This is a genomic window from Actinoplanes sp. NBC_00393, from assembly GCF_036053395.1.
GTDB lineage: Bacteria > Actinomycetota > Actinomycetes > Mycobacteriales > Micromonosporaceae > Actinoplanes.
In genome coordinates this window covers 1,444,958-1,459,611 of sequence record NZ_CP107942.1, presented here as the reverse complement: position 1 = coordinate 1,459,611, position 14,654 = coordinate 1,444,958, and the positions used below count along the sequence as shown (strand labels likewise).

Annotated in this window: 13 protein-coding genes; 5 read left to right on the top strand and 8 right to left on the bottom strand. The window is 70.3% G+C overall.

Annotated features, from left to right (window positions below; genetic code table 11):
• The first annotated feature begins 7 nt into the window (after positions 1–7).
• A complete protein-coding gene (locus OHA21_RS06625; protein ID WP_328471206.1) occupies positions 8–1,528 on the top strand; it encodes a S8 family serine peptidase in 1,521 nt (506 codons plus the stop codon).
• 27 nt (positions 1,529–1,555) lie between these two features.
• Here OHA21_RS06625 and OHA21_RS06620 read toward each other — a convergent pair whose 3' ends face one another.
• Positions 1,556–2,266, bottom strand: coding sequence for a response regulator transcription factor (locus tag OHA21_RS06620; protein WP_328471204.1), 711 nt, complete (start codon positions 2,264–2,266; stop codon positions 1,556–1,558).
• 61 nt (positions 2,267–2,327) lie between these two features.
• Between OHA21_RS06620 and OHA21_RS06615 the strand changes: the two genes are divergently transcribed.
• Complete coding sequence (locus OHA21_RS06615; protein ID WP_328471202.1) at positions 2,328–3,239, top strand: Kelch repeat-containing protein; 912 nt, start codon at positions 2,328–2,330, stop codon at positions 3,237–3,239.
• On the opposite strand, the gene OHA21_RS06610 is transcribed toward OHA21_RS06615, so the two are convergent.
• The 4 genes from OHA21_RS06610 to OHA21_RS06595 all read right to left on the bottom strand — a co-directional run bounded on the left by OHA21_RS06610 (position 3,218) and on the right by OHA21_RS06595 (position 7,299).
• Positions 3,218–3,403, bottom strand: a complete 186-nt coding sequence (locus OHA21_RS06610; protein ID WP_328471200.1) for a hypothetical protein — start codon at positions 3,401–3,403, stop codon at positions 3,218–3,220. The genes OHA21_RS06615 and OHA21_RS06610 overlap by 22 nt on opposite strands.
• A 326-nt stretch (positions 3,404–3,729) precedes the next feature.
• A complete protein-coding gene (locus OHA21_RS06605; RefSeq protein WP_328471199.1) occupies positions 3,730–5,076 on the bottom strand; it encodes an MFS transporter in 1,347 nt (448 codons plus the stop codon).
• A gap of 20 nt (positions 5,077–5,096) precedes the next feature.
• Positions 5,097–6,101: a hypothetical protein gene (locus OHA21_RS06600; RefSeq protein ID WP_328471197.1), complete on the bottom strand. Its 1,005-nt coding sequence runs from the start codon at positions 6,099–6,101 to the stop codon at positions 5,097–5,099.
• Between the two features lie 13 nt (positions 6,102–6,114).
• Entirely contained in the window at positions 6,115–7,299 is a 1,185-nt protein-coding gene (locus OHA21_RS06595) for an MFS transporter (protein WP_328471195.1), read from the bottom strand.
• Between the two features lie 65 nt (positions 7,300–7,364).
• Between OHA21_RS06595 and OHA21_RS06590 the strand changes: the two genes are divergently transcribed.
• Positions 7,365–8,357: an ArsR/SmtB family transcription factor gene (locus OHA21_RS06590; RefSeq protein ID WP_328471193.1), complete on the top strand. Its 993-nt coding sequence runs from the start codon at positions 7,365–7,367 to the stop codon at positions 8,355–8,357.
• Between the two features lie 151 nt (positions 8,358–8,508).
• Positions 8,509–10,143: an alpha/beta hydrolase gene (locus tag OHA21_RS06585; protein WP_328471191.1), complete on the top strand. Its 1,635-nt coding sequence runs from the start codon at positions 8,509–8,511 to the stop codon at positions 10,141–10,143.
• A gap of 51 nt (positions 10,144–10,194) precedes the next feature.
• Here OHA21_RS06585 and OHA21_RS06580 read toward each other — a convergent pair whose 3' ends face one another.
• The 3 genes from OHA21_RS06580 to OHA21_RS06570 all read right to left on the bottom strand — a co-directional run bounded on the left by OHA21_RS06580 (position 10,195) and on the right by OHA21_RS06570 (position 13,959).
• On the bottom strand, positions 10,195–10,893 hold the full coding sequence (locus OHA21_RS06580; RefSeq protein ID WP_328478327.1) for a hypothetical protein: 699 nt from the start codon (positions 10,891–10,893) through the stop codon (positions 10,195–10,197).
• Positions 10,894–11,090: 197 nt separating this feature from the next.
• Complete coding sequence (locus OHA21_RS06575) at positions 11,091–13,241, bottom strand: hypothetical protein (RefSeq protein ID WP_328471189.1); 2,151 nt, start codon at positions 13,239–13,241, stop codon at positions 11,091–11,093.
• Positions 13,234–13,959, bottom strand: coding sequence for a hypothetical protein (locus tag OHA21_RS06570; protein ID WP_328478325.1), 726 nt, complete (start codon positions 13,957–13,959; stop codon positions 13,234–13,236). The genes OHA21_RS06575 and OHA21_RS06570 overlap by 8 nt, the downstream gene beginning before the upstream one ends.
• Before the next feature lie 171 nt (positions 13,960–14,130).
• Between OHA21_RS06570 and OHA21_RS06565 the strand changes: the two genes are divergently transcribed.
• Entirely contained in the window at positions 14,131–14,631 is a 501-nt protein-coding gene (locus OHA21_RS06565; RefSeq protein WP_328471187.1) for a hypothetical protein, read from the top strand.
• The last annotated feature ends 23 nt before the right edge of the window (positions 14,632–14,654 follow it).

Sequence of the window (14,654 nt, the reverse complement as noted above, 5' to 3'; positions counted from 1 at the left end):
GACGCACATGAGGCGTACCAGGAAAGTTGTGCGGACCGCCGTGGCGGCGGCCCTGCCCCTCGCTCTGATCGGCGGCAGCGCGTACGCCATCCGGCCCGGGATCGCCGAGCCGATGGGCCGTGCCTGGTCCGGACAGTGGCTGACCACCTCGACCACCACCGGTACGGGCACCACGCTCAAGGACGTCCGCACGATCATCGGCGCGGACACCGGCGCGGCGGCGAAGCTGACCGGCGCGGGTGTCGGCGTCGCGCTGCTGGACACCGGTGTCGCCCCGGTCGCCGGGCTGCCCGCCTCGCAGATCGTCAACGGGCCCGACCTGTCCTTCGAGTCGCAGGCGGCCAACCTGCGCTACCTGGACACGAACGGGCACGGCACCCACATGGCCGGCATCATCGTCGGCAACGACACCGCCAGCGGCACCAAGGGCGTCGCCCCCGGCGCGCAGCTCACCTCGCTCAAGCTGGGTACGGCCAACGGCGCCGTCGACGTCTCCCAGGTGATCGCCGCCATCGACTGGGTGGTGGAGCACCGCAACGACGACCCGGACAACCCGATCCGGGTGCTGAACCTGTCGTACGGCAGCGGCGGCAACCCGTCCGCCGCCACCGACCCGCTGCAGTACGCCGTGGAACGCGCCTGGAAGGCCGGCATCGTCGTGGTCGCCGCGGCCGGCAACGAGGGCAACGCCGAGGCCAAGATGACCAACCCGGCCACCGACCCGTTCGTCATCTCGGTCGGCGCCACCGCAACCAAGGGCACCGTCTCCACCGCCGACGACGACCTGGCGGCCTTCACCAACAGCGGAACCAGCGGCAAGGCGATCGACGTGCTCGCGCCGGGCGAGTCGGTCCTGTCGCTGCGGGACCCGGGTTCCAGCATCGACGACGCGTATCCGGCCGCGCGCAGCGGCACCACGCTGTTCCGCGGCAGCGGCACCTCGCAGGCCACCGCGGTGACCTCGGCGGCCGTCGCCCTGCTGCTGGAGGCCCGCCCGTCGCTCACCCCCGACCAGGTGAAGAACCTGCTCAAGCGGGGCACCGTGCTGACCACCGGCAAGGCCGGCACGCAGAAGCTCAAGCAGATCAACGTGAACACCGCCCTGGGCCTGGCCCCGGCCTCCGACAGCACGCAGAGGTTCGCCTGGTCCACCGGCAGCGGCGAACTCGACGACGCCCGCGGCGAGAGCCGGGTGGTCAGCAACAACGTGGAGCTGACCGGCGAGTACACCGTCTTCGGCCCGTTCCACAGCGCCAACTGGGCGGCCATGGCGGCGGCCGAGCGGTCCTGGATCGGCGGCACCTGGATGGGCACCACGATCGCCGGCGACAGCTGGAACGGCACCTCGTTCGCATCGAAGACCTGGGGTTCCGCGGTCTGGCCGGTCATCCCGTGGGGCGGCAACCGCACCTGGGCCGACCCGAGCTGGTCCGGCCGCGCCTGGTCCGGCCGGGCCTGGTCGGCCGACGCCTGGACGGGCGCGCGCTACGCCTCCACCGACGACTGGAGCACCGCCCTCTGGGGCTGAGTTTCCCTTCTGGTCACGCCCGGCACATCAGTGCCGGACGTGTTCCGTTTCCAGAGCGACCACCGCTTCGGTACGGCTGTGCACGCCCAACCTCGCGAAGGCGTTCTCCAGATGCTTGCGTACGGTGTGCGCGGACACCCCGAGCCGGTGACCGATCGCGCGGTTGGTCAGCCCGCGCCGGACCAGCGCGAGGATCTCGCGTTCCCGCCGGGTCAGGTCCGGGCCGGGCTCGATGATGCGCCGGACCGCGGCGTCCAGGTGCGGCCGCAGCAGCGTCAGCACCAGCCGGTCGTGCTCGTCGAAGGCCGGCCCCGGCCCACGGTCGAGCAGCAGCACGTTGGTCTGCCCGGGCGGATGGCTGAGCTTGACGCCGATCTCGTGCTCCAGACCGCTGGGCCGGAAGTACTCCGCATAGAGCCCGGTACGCCGCCAGGCCGGCCCGTCCAGCACATCCGTGATCGCGCAGACCGGCACGTGCTCCCCGGCGCCGTGGCAGAGCGGATGCTCGTGGTAGTGCTCCCAGAACACCGCGTCGAGCGCGGAGTCCGTCTCGGCGACGTCGGCGGGCAGGGTCGCGCCGTCGAGCACCCGCCGCCCGGCGATGTCGAGCCGGGACCACGACACCACGTCGCACGAGGTGGTCGCGGCGACGACGGCGAGCACCTCGGTGATGGTCAGGGGCGGGCCGCCGGTGGCCAGCAGCCGGCGCACCGCGGTCGCGTCGAGATCGATGCCCACGGCTCACCGTACGACGAACGTCGTATGGTTCCTGTCGCCCAGCGGACGCAGCGTTCAAGGCATGCAACCAGACATCCTTGACGGCCCCTGGCAGAGCCGGCCCGCCTTGACCATCGCCCGCGGCGGCCTGATCGCGGCCACCGCTGGCGCCACGTACGCGATCGGCGGCTTCACCACGGCGTTCGGCGCCGAACACGACTCGGTCGAGCGGCTCGACCGGGAGAGCGGCCGGTGGCGGCTCATCACACCGATGCCGACCGCGCGCGGCAACCCGTCGGCGGCGGCCGTACGCCGGGACATCTACGTGCTCGGCGGCTTCGTCCGCGGCAAGACCGTGGACATGGTCGAGATTCTCGACACCGGGTCGGGGAGCTGGCGTACCGGGCGGCCGCTGCCCGGCGCCCGCGGCGGCGCCGGTGCGGCCGCGATCGGCGACCGCATCTACGTGGTCGGCGGGTTCGACGCCGACGACGTGGCCACCGCGGCGGTCGCCGTCTACGACGTGTCCGACGACCGGTGGCGCCGGCTGCGGCCCATGCCGACCCGCCGCGGCCTGCTCAAGGTCGCCGTGCTCGACGGCGACCTGTACGCGATCGGCGGCGCCGACGACGCGATGGTCTTCCAGTCCGCCGTCGAACGGTACGACCCGGCGACCGACACCTGGCAGTCCGTGGCGCCGCTGCGTTCCGCCCGGGGCAACCCGGCGGTCGCGGCCGGCAACCGGCGGCTTTTCGTGGTCGGCGGGGCGAGCGCGGACGGTCCGCTGCGCACCACCGAACTCTATGATCCGCGGGCGGACCGCTGGCGTACGCTGCGCCCGCTCCTCGCGGTCGGCCGCGCTTCCTTCTCCGCCGAGCTTCTTCCCGGCGGCACGCTGATCGCCTTCGGCGGCTTCGAGATCGAGGGCGGCCAGCCGACGGCCAGCGCCCGCGTGGAAGCCCTGCGAGTCGGTCAGCCCGCCTCGGACAGGTAGGCGTCCAGCACTGGGTCGGTCGGCCAGCTGACCCGGTCGGCCTCCTCGCCGGTGCAGGTCAGCAGCGCGACGGTCACCGTGGCCGGGCCGCGGGCCAGCACCTGCCAGGTGCCTCCGCTGTCGGCCCAGCGCTGCAGGACGGTGACGGGTTCCGGGGTCGCCATGCCTCCATCATCCTGCTCCACCTCCACCAGACGTGAGACGTGTCTGGACGGCGGCTCGCCCTCACCAGCCGCCACCCAGACATGCTTCGCGGGTGTTGAAGCGTGTCTGGACGGCGGCTCACTCTCACCAGCCGCCACCCAGACATGCTTCGCGGGTGTTGAAGCGTGTCTGGACGGCGGCTCACTCTCATCAGCCGCCACCCAGACATGCTTCGCCACCTGCGCAACACGCCTGAGCGGCGGCCCACGCCGACCAGCCGCCGCGCAGGCGCGGAAGGCGGCACCCGGCGAACGACATGGCTGGCGCGACCGGGCGGGACACCGGGTCAGAACGAGCCCGCCGATCCGGCCGGGGTGGTGTCGTGCTCGGCGACGGTGTCGTCCAGGCGGGTGCCGCGGGTCTCCGCCGCATAGCCCGCCACCGCGAGCGCGGCCAGCAGGAACGCCGCCGCGAACGCGGCGAGCGCCACGGGCAGGGACAGGGCGATCAGGGCGCCGCCGGCCAGTGGGGCGGCCACCGCGCCGATGCGGGCGAAGCCGCTGGCCGCGCCGAGCCCGGAGGCGCGCAGCTGGGTCGGATAGCGTTCCGGGGTGTACGCGTAGAGCGCCGCCCACGCGCCCAGCGTGAAGAAGTTCATCAGTCCCGCCGCGACGAAGACGAGCGTCGTCGAGTCGGCGATCGCCCAGGTGAACGTGGCGGCCGCCGCAGCCGCCAGGTAACCGGCCAGCACCGGCTTGCGGCCGGCCCGTTCGACCAGCCAGGCCGCCGACAGGTAGCCGGGGAGCTGCGCCAGGGCCAGGAAGAAGACGTACTGGTAGCTGCGCAGGAAGCCGTATCCGGTGGCGAAGATCTGCGGCAGCCAGGAGAAGATCCCGTAGTAGCCGAAGCCGATGAACAGCCACACCACCCACAGCAGCAGCGTGGTGCGGCCCAGCGCCCCGCGCAGCAGGGCCGCCGGTGTGGTGCGGCCCCGCCCGGACGGCAGGGTGAGCCGCTGTTCGACCGGTGGCGCGCCGTTGGCCCGGGCCACCTGGTTCACCAGGTCCCGGGCGCCGTCGGCGTCACCCCGGCTGAGCAGGTAGCGGGCCGACTCGGGCACCCGTGACCGGGCCCAGAGCACGAGCAGCGCGGCCGCCGCGGAACTGCCCAGCAGCCAGCGCCAGCCCAGCGTCGGCATGATCAGCAGCGCGAGACCGGCCGCGGTCACCGTGCCCACCGCCCACCAGCTCTCCAGCAGCACCAGCCAGCGGCCCCGGTCCTTGGTCGGCAGATACTCGGTGAACAGGGCGAAGTCCAGCGGCAACGCCCCGCCGAGGCCGAAGCCGGTCAGGGCCCGCAGCACCGCCAGCCACACCGGGTCGGTCGCGAACGCCGACGCCACCCCGAACACCGCGAAGATCGCGATGGTGAGCTGGAAGCCGACCCGCCGTCCGACCCGGTCGGCCATGATCCCCCAGAACCAGGCGCCGACCAGCATGCCGGCGAAGGTGGAGGTGACCACGGCGCCGGCCTGGCCGGAGGTCAGACCGAACTCGCGCGTGATGCCGGGCAGGGCGAACGAGAGTAACAGGATCTCGGCCGCGTCCGCCGCCCAGGTGACCCCGCAGACGAGGAAGAGGCGGCGCTGGAACGGCCCGAACCCGACCCGGTCGATCGCGTCCTGGATGTGCACGTCTCACCTCTCCGAAGCGCCTACCCGCTGTTCAGCTCGCGGAGCCGTTCGAACGCCGCCTTCGGCTCCCACACCTCGGCGTCGTCGGCCGTGGCCGGCCGGACCACTTTGACGATGCCGTAGCTCGCCATGTCCAGGTCATAGGTGGGATCTTCCCGGTACGGATTCGACGGCTCACTGAAGGCGAAGACGAAAGCCGCGTCGACACCCTCCCGCGCGTAGATTCCCCGCAATTCGCCGATATAGTCCGCCTGCACCTGTTCATCCCGCCGGTATCCGGGCTTGATGGTCGGCGGATCACCCCACTTGACGATCAGGAAGCCACCGCCGCCCTTCTGGTCCGCCCCGGTGAACGTGCAGCAGCCGAACTCGGTGATCACCACGGGTTTGCCGTGCCGCCGGTACCGCTGGAGCTTCTCGACGTATGTCGAGGCGTTGCTCGCCTGCCGGTAATAGTCGACGCCGACATAGTCGAACAACTGCCAGTCGACGCCTTCCCACTCCCCCGACGAATAGGTGATCGGCCCGTGGAATCGTTCCCGGGCGACCGCGCAGGCCTTCCGGAGATGGGCGTTGAGCCGGACGTTGAACACCGGCATGAGGAAGTAGGTGACCATCAGTCCGCGGATGCGGGTCATGAAGCTGCGGCCGGGCAGGATGCCGCGCATGAACAGGCTCAGCTCGCAGCCGACGTTCAGCACGATCCGGCCCGGATGCGCCACCCGCAGACGTTCGGCCAGCTCAGCGGCCTGCGCGAGGTGTTCCAGAACAGCCGCGGGCTTGGCGTCGACGAGCCGGGGCTGCAACCAGACGTCCATTCCCTGGGCCAGCGCGAATTCGGCGGCCTCGCGCAGCCGGTCCAGATCCGTGCCGAGCACGGTTACCGCGTCACATCCCAGGTCGCCGGCGATGGCGCGCATGTCCCGCTCGACGTCGCTGGAATGCCAGAACTCCCGGGACAGCGAGCCGGGCACGAAATTGATTCCGGTGTCGTAGTTGATTCCCCGATGCGACAGCGCATTCACGGGGTCGATGGTGTCACCGGCGTACCAGTGGGGCGACCAGCACGGTTGCCACTCCGGCCGTGACGATGGCGAGCAGCGGTGAGGTCACCTCGGCGAGGGCGCCGAACACCAGCGGGCCGAGGCCCTGCAGCGCCATCAGGCCGGTCGACAGCAGGGCGAACAACTGTCCGGTACGCCCGTCGGGCGCGGCCTCCAGGAACGCCCGCTGCAGGCCCAGACCGTACGCGAAGCCGGTGCCCGCCAGCACGAGCAGCCCGGCGGCGACCGGCAGTGGCGGCGACAGGACCAAGCCGATCAGCGGCGCGCCGAGCAGGACGACGAACGCGGCGGCGTACCGTTCCCGCAGCGACGGTCGCAGGAACCGGCCGACCACGAAGTTGCCCAGGAACATGCCCGCCGCGGGTGCGCCCATCAGCACCGCGCCCGCGGCGGCCGGGAATCCGCGTCGTGCCGCGTAGGCGACGAACAGCGCCTCGGCCCCGACGACGAACGCCGCCGGCAGCCACTGCGCCAGCAGCAGCCGGCCGATGACCCGGTCCCTGAGCAGGCTGATCGCGCCGGTCCAGCTGTCCCGGACCGTTCCGCCGCGGTCCGGCGCCGGCTGCTTGACCGACGCCGGCAGCCCGAGCCGGACGGCCACGGCGGCGACGACATGCAGGCCGGCGGCGAACAGCAGGGCGGGGCGCGGGCCCAGCGCCGCGACGGCTACGCCACCGCCGGCGAGACCCAGCAGCTGCGCGGCCGAGGAGGACATGCTGGAGACCGAGCGGCCGAGGACGTACGCGTCGCCGGTGAGCCGTTCGGCGATGACCCGCGCCGCCGACCCGGCGAAGACCGGGGTCCAGCAGGCGATCGCCGCGACCAGACCGAGACTGATCGGTACGGGCAGCACGACCAGACCGAGCACCGCAGCGAGGACGGCCTCCACCGCGTACCCGATGGTGATCAGCGGCCGGGGGCGCAGCCGGTCGGTGAGCGAACCGAGCAGCAGACCGCCGACGAACTGCGGCGCGAACCCGGCCGCGAACGCGAGCGCGCTCAGCAGGGGCGAGCCGGTGCCCGCGTAGACCAGCACGGACAGCGCGAAGATCTGCAGGGCGTTGGCGCCGATGGCCAGGGTCCGCGCGACGAACAGGGCGCGGAAGGTCCGTTCGGCGAACACCTCACGGTAGGTGGCGGGCCGGTCGGTCACGGTCATGGGTGGAGCGTGCCGGGGCGTACGCCGTACCTCTAATGTTTCGTCGAGGGACGTAAGGTCGAGGGGTGATCCGGTTCGAGGTCGGCGCGGAGGACCTACTGCAGACCAGGTTCGCGTTGTCGCCCGTCTTCGAGCTGCAGCACCTGATCCGTGGGCTGGCCGGGCCGCACTCGCACGGCGTACCCGAAAGGTGGCTGGGCCGGCTGCGGCCGCGCTTCGCCGCGCTGCGCGATGACCCCGCCCTGGCCGCGATCCTCACCCTGCGGCTGCCGCGGTCGGGCGCGAACATCCTGTCGCCGCCGCCGCGGCGGCTCGCCCAGACGATCAACGACGACCTGACCGCGCTGCTCGCGACGCCGCCGGCGGTGGCCCGCGCGGAGATCGACTACTACCTGCAGCGGCGCCCGGACGCCACCGGACCCGCCCGGTCGGTGCTGACCTCGCCGGGCGTGCTGGACCAGCTCGCCGGTTTCCTGGCCACGGCTTGGGCAGCGCTGCTCGCCGACGACTGGCCGCGGCTGCGCCTGCTCTGCGAACGCGACGTGGTGCACCGTTCCGGCGAGCTGAGCCGCTCCGGTTGGGCGGCGGCCCTGGCCGGCCTGCACCCGAAGGTCCGCTGGCGTTCCGGCGGCATCGACCTGATCGGCCGCGTGGGCGGCACGACCGTGCTGGGCGGGTCCGGCCTGCTGCTCGTCCCGTCGGTCTTCGTCTGGCCCTCGTTCGCGGTATTCGCCGACGAGCCGTGGCCGAAAGCGATCGTCTACCCGGCGCGGGGCGTCGCCACCCTGCTGGAGCACGGCCCACCGTCGGCGCCGGAGCCGCTGGCGGCGCTGCTCGGCCGCTCCCGCGCCCAGCTGCTGGCCGCCCTCGCCGACCCGGCCAGCACGAGCCAGCTGGCCCGCGCCTACGGCATGACCACCGGCGCGGTCGGCGACCACTTAGCGGTGCTGCACCGCGCCGGGCTGCTCAGCCGCGCCCGGTCCGGTCGGTCCGTCCTCTATCAGCGCACACCGCTCGGCGATGCCCTCGCCGATTCCGACAGTTTCGGACGTGGTTGACATCTATTGCGAAAGTTGTCAATGTTCGTCCACCACGTTTCGTGTGTGAACCTGTGTGCGTCTCCGCCAGGAGGGCTCGATGCCGACCACCGCTCGCTTCCGCCGCCCAGGCAGCGCTCTGCTGGGCACCCTACTCCTCACGCTTGTATCTGTGAACGTTCCCACATCGGCTTCAGCAGGGCCTAAGCCCTCGGACACGTCGTGCGCCACCACCGGCTCCGCCGACTTCGGAGTCGACCTGGCGGGCGACGGCTGGAAGTTCAGCACCGGCGACGACGTCGCGTGGGCGGATCCCGCCTTCGCCGACAGCGCCTGGCGGGACTGGACCGTCCCGGACAACTGGGGCGCCCACGCCGACCTCGCCTCGTACGACGGATTCGCCTGGTACCGCAAGACATTCACCCTGCCCGAGCGGCCGGCCGGGGTCAGCGACTCGGCGGTGGTCGCCGCGCTCGGCAAGATCGACGACGCGGATCAGGCGTTCCTCAACGGCCAGGAGATCGGGCGCACCGGGGGCTTCCCGCCGTCGTTCGACTCGACCTGGGAGGTGCCGCGCGAGTACTACCCGGCGGACGGGCTGCTGCGATGGGGTGGCACCAACGTGCTCGCGGTGCGCGTCTACGACGGCACTGGTGGCGGCGGCTTCTACCAGGGGCCGGTCGGCCTGTTCACCAAGGCCCGGCTGCGGTCCCTCGCGGGGATCACCGGGACTGCTGCTACGCGTACCCAATTGGCGCACGCCTGTGCCGTGCTGAGCCGGCAGCATCGCGCCGTGGCCGCCGGTGATCTTCGCGGGTATGCCGCGACTCTTGCCCCCGGTTTCTTCCACCAGGGTGACACCGCCGGACGGCGGCTGAGTGAGCTGCGGGCCCTGCTGAAGAACGGCCCGGTGACGCTGACCGACGCGCAGGCCGAGGTGTTCGTGGACGCCCGCGGCCGGCTCGTGGCGGACACCATCCGCACCTGGACCGGCCTGCCGCCGACCCGGGAACTGCTCTACCTGGACCCGCGCCGCCAGCTTGAACTCGGCGACCAGGCGCGCTTCTTCCGCGACGACTACGCCTCCGCGGCGATGGGCCGGCGGGCGCAGTTCAACGTGTACCTGCCGGCGAGCTACACCCGCACGAACGCCAAGCGGTACCCGGTCGTCTACATGCTCAACGGCGTCAACGGCAGCAACATCGAGTGGGAGGCACGCGACATCGACAGCGTCCTCGACAAGCTGATCAAGGACAACGGCCTGGCCGAGATGATCGTCGTGTTCCCGGACGGCGGCAGCGGCTGGTACGTCGACACCGCGGCCGGCAACTACCGCACCATGATCGTCGACGAGATCGTGCCGCTGGTCGACCGGGCCTACCGGACGATCGCCGACCGCGACCACCGCGGAATCAGCGGCATCTCGATGGGCGGGCAAGGCGCGTTCACCCTCGGCCTGGGCAACCCCGCGGTGTTCAGCTCGATCGCCAGCCACATGGGCGCCCTGAGCCTGCCGCCGCTGGCCGGCACCCCCGCCGAACAGGCCGCCAACGCCGGGCTGCGGCCCCTCACCATGGTCGCCGCGATGCCGGCGGCGGACCTGAACCGGCACCGCTACTACTTCGACGGCGGCGACGCCGACGAGTACCGCTTCGGCGCGGCCGCCCAGCAGATGAGCACGGCGCTGGCCACCAAGGGCGTCCGCCACGACTACCAGCTCGGCCCGGGCCGGCACGACGACGCCTATTGGATGCCGAAGCTGGACCGCTCGTTCGGCCTGCACAGCGAACAGTTCCGGACCCACTGAGTCACGTCGGTGGTCCCGGCGAGGAATCGCCGGGACCACGTTGTGACGCACTCACTGCTGCGGGCCGCTCCCGTTTCCGGCGGCGGTGTCGGCGCCGGCGAACTGCCGGTCCGCCCTACGCTCCAGTCGTTCACGTAATGCGTCGAAATGGTCGGTGCGCTCGAAGTTGTCGCTTTCCTCGGCCTTCCTCGCCATCAGGTCCTCGAGTTTCTCAGCAGCAGCTTTCTGTTCCGCGACGATCTTCCGGACCACTTCGAACAGCTCCTTCTCGGTCATCTCGGCCGCGCCGTCGGCTACCGGGCTGCCCATGAGATCGGTCAGGATCGCGGTCCACTGCTTGCTCATCTTCTCGGCGTACTCGGCGCGCCGCACCTGCACGTCATGCTCACAATCGAGCTTGATCAGCTGCTCCCAGTAAGGCTGCACAGCCTGCTTGACCTGATCGTCCAGCTCCACCCAGATGTGCGGCCTGCAGCTCAATGCCACGCCGTTCCAGCTGAATTTCCAGGCGCCCTTCTCCTTGAGTGACTGTTGCAGCGCTACTTCCAACTCCCGGGCGCGGTGCGGCGCATGCTGCCGCGCGTGTTGTGCGGCGAGTGCCTTGAGATGCCGGACAGCAAACGGCATATGGCCGTCCATGGCGCTGCTCAGCTGATCCTTGTAGAGGCCTTCGGCCTCCCAGATGAAGGTGGCGTACACCTGGAAGGTGTAGATATAGCCATCGGCCGGGACCACCATCGGATTCTGCAGCTTGCGCCGCCCGCTCAACCGGCCCGGAGGTGGCGGCGGCGGCGGAGGCGGTGCCGGCGAGACGGGAACCGGCAAGGCTTCCGGTTCAGGCTGTGGTGGGCTGAACAGAGCAAGGAAAGCCCGCCACATCCGGCCGAGCCAGGCGCTGAAGCGCAGCCATCTGCTTACCGACGGGGACACCGGTCCGTATTCGGTGCTCACGAGTCCCGCCTCCTCTCCTGCATCCAGTCGGGTAGCCCGTCTTTGAAGCCGGGCATTCTCTTCAGGTAGAACAAGATCCGTCGGCGCATCGCCGGCTTCGGGACCATCGCGTCCAAGAGCGCGATGAGATAGGGACGAAATTCTTCTGCCGACTCGCCGTACCGGATCCATCGCGCCAGTGTCATCGCGGCTGTCGTTGCGGTGCCGGCCTCGAAGAACGCGACGAGCCAGAGGTGGCCGAGATCCTCGATGCCGATGCTCCCCTCGGCGAGCCGCGCGAGAAGATCCGGCCGGCCGTCCGGCGCCTCCGCATCCACCCTGGCGGTCAGGGCCAGCATTGCGCCTACGGCGTGCACCTGAAGGAGCGGTGTCCCTTTGGCCCAGACACGCAGTTCGGCAAGGATCCACCCTGCCCGGTCGGGCCGATACAGTTGATTCACCGCCTCCGCGACCACCCGCCGCCGCTTCTGATATGCAGTGCCGGCAACCCGGGCAAGGTCGTACATGCTCCATGCGAGGACGGTCTGCTCGAGTCCGCTCGCATAGACGCGAGCGGCCGTGTCGCTCTGATAGTTGCTCCGGCTGGAGCACCATTCGCTCAGTTTCGCGCGGACCTTGGGCCCGACGTCGCCGGCCATGTCGGAGAGCCGCATGGTCCACGCCGCAGCCTGGCGGACGTCGGGTTTCGGCGAGGCGGCCCACCTGTCGACCAGGTCCTCATGCACGCGCTCGAAGTCGTAGTGGACGAGAAGTCCCGCGGTCTCCGCAGCGGCTCGCCGCATGGTTTCGTCGCCTTCCGAGACCAGACGGTCGAGCCACTTCAGCAGAGATCTCCGGGTGCCGTCGAAGTCGTGCCAGGCGACGTCGATGATTGCTCCGCGCAGGCCCGCGTCCCTGATCCAGGCGATCCTGGATCCACCGAGCGCGGCGTTGCCGGCTTCGCGCCCGGCTTCCCAGTCCTTCTTCAGCACCGGCCCGAGCAGTTCCGGAACCGGATGCTGCAGCGCCATGCTGCCCCAGTCAGGCCGGAGCGCAGCGCTGTCGATCTCGCGGAGGAGCAGATCAGCCGCTTCGAACACGTAGTGCAGTGGACGGCGATAGAACACGGCATACGACAGCCGGAAGGCGCGTTCGTGTTGACCGGCTCTGCGGCCTTTCGCCGAGGACTCACTCGTGCCGGGCAGCAGGATGGCAGCGGCTCGCTCGCGCCGTTTGGGTTGAGAACGGTTGAGGATCGCCGACAGACGCTCACTGCTGGCCGGATGCTCTCGGGCAATCGCATTCGCGAGCGCGACGCTCTCCTTGGGACCGTAGACAGCCTTGAGCGCGGCCTCGACCTCGTCGGTGAGGTATCCGTCGATCACCTCGGCCTCCACGTCAGGCAGCGCATTTGTCAGGTGACTGCGGAAGACTTCGATCGGTTCGGGCGCGTGGTGCCGGACCTCACCTCCGTGCAGGTCCGATCGCCTCGGTTCCTCGTCCTTGATCAGCAGCAGGCTGGAGGACCGCTGACGAAAGAGAGCGGCCAGCTTGCGCATCACGTCGATGTGGCCGTCGCCGGGTAGCCGCAGCAGGAAGCCGCTGTCCTCGGCCAGTCGGGACGGTTTGGCGAGCAGGGCTTCCGGTGTGACATCGGTGGGCAATGCGATCTCGAAAACGGGACCGCGTTTGTGCCTACGTCCCAGGGCGGCACGGGCGGTGCTGTATCGGCCCGAGTTCCGGGGCCCGACGAGGCAGGCCGTCGATCGTCGCGACAGCATGTCATCGAGCTGGTCGTCGACATCGGTAGCGACGTAGACCGACAGCGCGGGAAGCTTACTGATGATCGGGTCCAGCGGTTGCTTCCCGAAGTAGTTGTGCATCGTGTTGTTGTTGCCGAGTTGCGCAGGCCCGTGGGTCGTCGTGCCGGTGTAGAGATCACCGAAGATCTCGCTGGCGACATGCCGGTCGATCAGTAGGGAGTCCGGGTCGATCGCAGCGGCGTCGCCCTCCTCCACCGGGCTGCCCACCGGCGTGGGCGTTGCCTCGGGGACAGTCGGCGGCTCCGGCGCGGGCTCCGCCGGTGTCTGCTCGTCGGCGCCGCTCGCCGGTGATTCGTCGACCGGAACCACATCGGCGCCCGGTTCTTCCGGCTTGTCGTCATCCATCGGAGTTCCGCATCGTGTTGTGGTTGCCGAACTGGGTGGGCCCGTGTGTGGTGATTCCGCTGAAGGACTGGCTGACCGGCACCTCGGGTGATGTCGTCGGGGCCGGCGATGAATGGGCCTGGGTCGGCGCGCCTGCGGCATTCTCGCCGGGGACGTAGATCCAGGCGGCGGCGCTGAAGCCTTTGTCCGGGATTTCGGCGCGGACCTGCGCGAACTGGTCGGGGCGCAGATCGCCGTAATGCTCGATGACCTCGCGGTACAGCGAATCCGAGACGATGAGCGCCACGTTCGCGCCGGTGAAGGTCCGCAGTGCCTGTTTGAGCTGCGGCGAGTCGACCAACCGGCAGACGTGGACGACGGCGTCGCTCGGGAATCCGTTGGCGCCGTCCAGGTGGACGAGCCCTTGATGGACGGCGAGGCGGAGCCGGACCTTCGCCTCGGTGGCGAGCCCCTGGTTGTGTTCTCGTAGCAGCTGATCGGCAACCGGGGCGAGCCGGGCCGCGACGGTCCGCTCGCTGGTGCCGGCCGGCAGGACTGCCAGTTCTCCGTCGCCGCCCTGCTGGATCTGCCAGTCGACGCGGTTCAGCCCGACCGCCGTGGTGGCATCGTCCATGATCCGCCGGAACGCCAGCTGGGCGCGATGCTGCAGGACGTTGTTCCGCCTGCTGTAGCTCTCCATGTCCGCCGCGACGAGGACTCGGCGATGCGGATCCGGTATCTCGGGCACGAGCGTCCACCCTCCGGTGACGGGGTCGTTGTGTCCCCTTCTCTCTACCGGCCGCACCCCGAGGCGATTACGTATATCTATGGGTTGTCCGGAAGCCGATCGCGGAGCCGGAACACATACGAAGATGTATTCGCGTCCGGGAATCGGCGGTGCACTGGACGCATGACTGCTGAGGATCTCCGCCCGTACCGCGATCTGCGACTGGCCCTGGACGCCGCCGCGTCCCTGCAGGCGACGATTCGTCACGCCGACATGAAGGCCCAGATTCTGCTCGGCCTGCATGGCGGGATGGCAGTAGCCGTTCTTCAACAGGCACCCATGCTGGGCCGGCTCGACAATCCCGCCCTGAACGCCCTGGCCGTCATCGGGGCGATCGCCTGGCTGGCCGGCGTCGCCGTCAGTGGTTGGCATCTGCTGGCGACGCTGGCTCCGCGGCTGACCGGGCCGCCGGGAACGAATCGATTCGCGTTCCCGGCCCGCCCGCCCGAGACGGACGACATCGCGGAACAGCGGGATGAGGCGTGGAGCGCCGTGTCCACTCTGGCCGATATCGCCCTGGCCAAGCATGGACGGGTTTTGCGGTCCCTCCCTGGCCTGTGTGTTGCGTCGGCATCGGCCGGCTTGATCGTGGCCCTGGCCGCCGTCGTGATCATCACTACCTAGCGAAGCGGTGGCATCGCATGCTG

Coding starts and splice junctions, on each gene's coding strand:
- OHA21_RS06610 (WP_328471200.1), bottom strand. CDS start 3,403: ATGGCGACCCCGGAACCCGTCACCGTCCTGCAGCGCTGGGCCGACAGC.
- OHA21_RS06575 (WP_328471189.1), bottom strand. CDS start 13,241: ATGGATGACGACAAGCCGGAAGAACCGGGCGCCGATGTGGTTCCGGTC.
- OHA21_RS06565 (WP_328471187.1), top strand. CDS start 14,131: ATGACTGCTGAGGATCTCCGCCCGTACCGCGATCTGCGACTGGCCCTG.
- OHA21_RS06615 (WP_328471202.1), top strand. CDS start 2,328: ATGCAACCAGACATCCTTGACGGCCCCTGGCAGAGCCGGCCCGCCTTG.
- OHA21_RS06625 (WP_328471206.1), top strand. CDS start 8: ATGAGGCGTACCAGGAAAGTTGTGCGGACCGCCGTGGCGGCGGCCCTG.
- OHA21_RS06595 (WP_328471195.1), bottom strand. CDS start 7,299: ATGACCGTGACCGACCGGCCCGCCACCTACCGTGAGGTGTTCGCCGAA.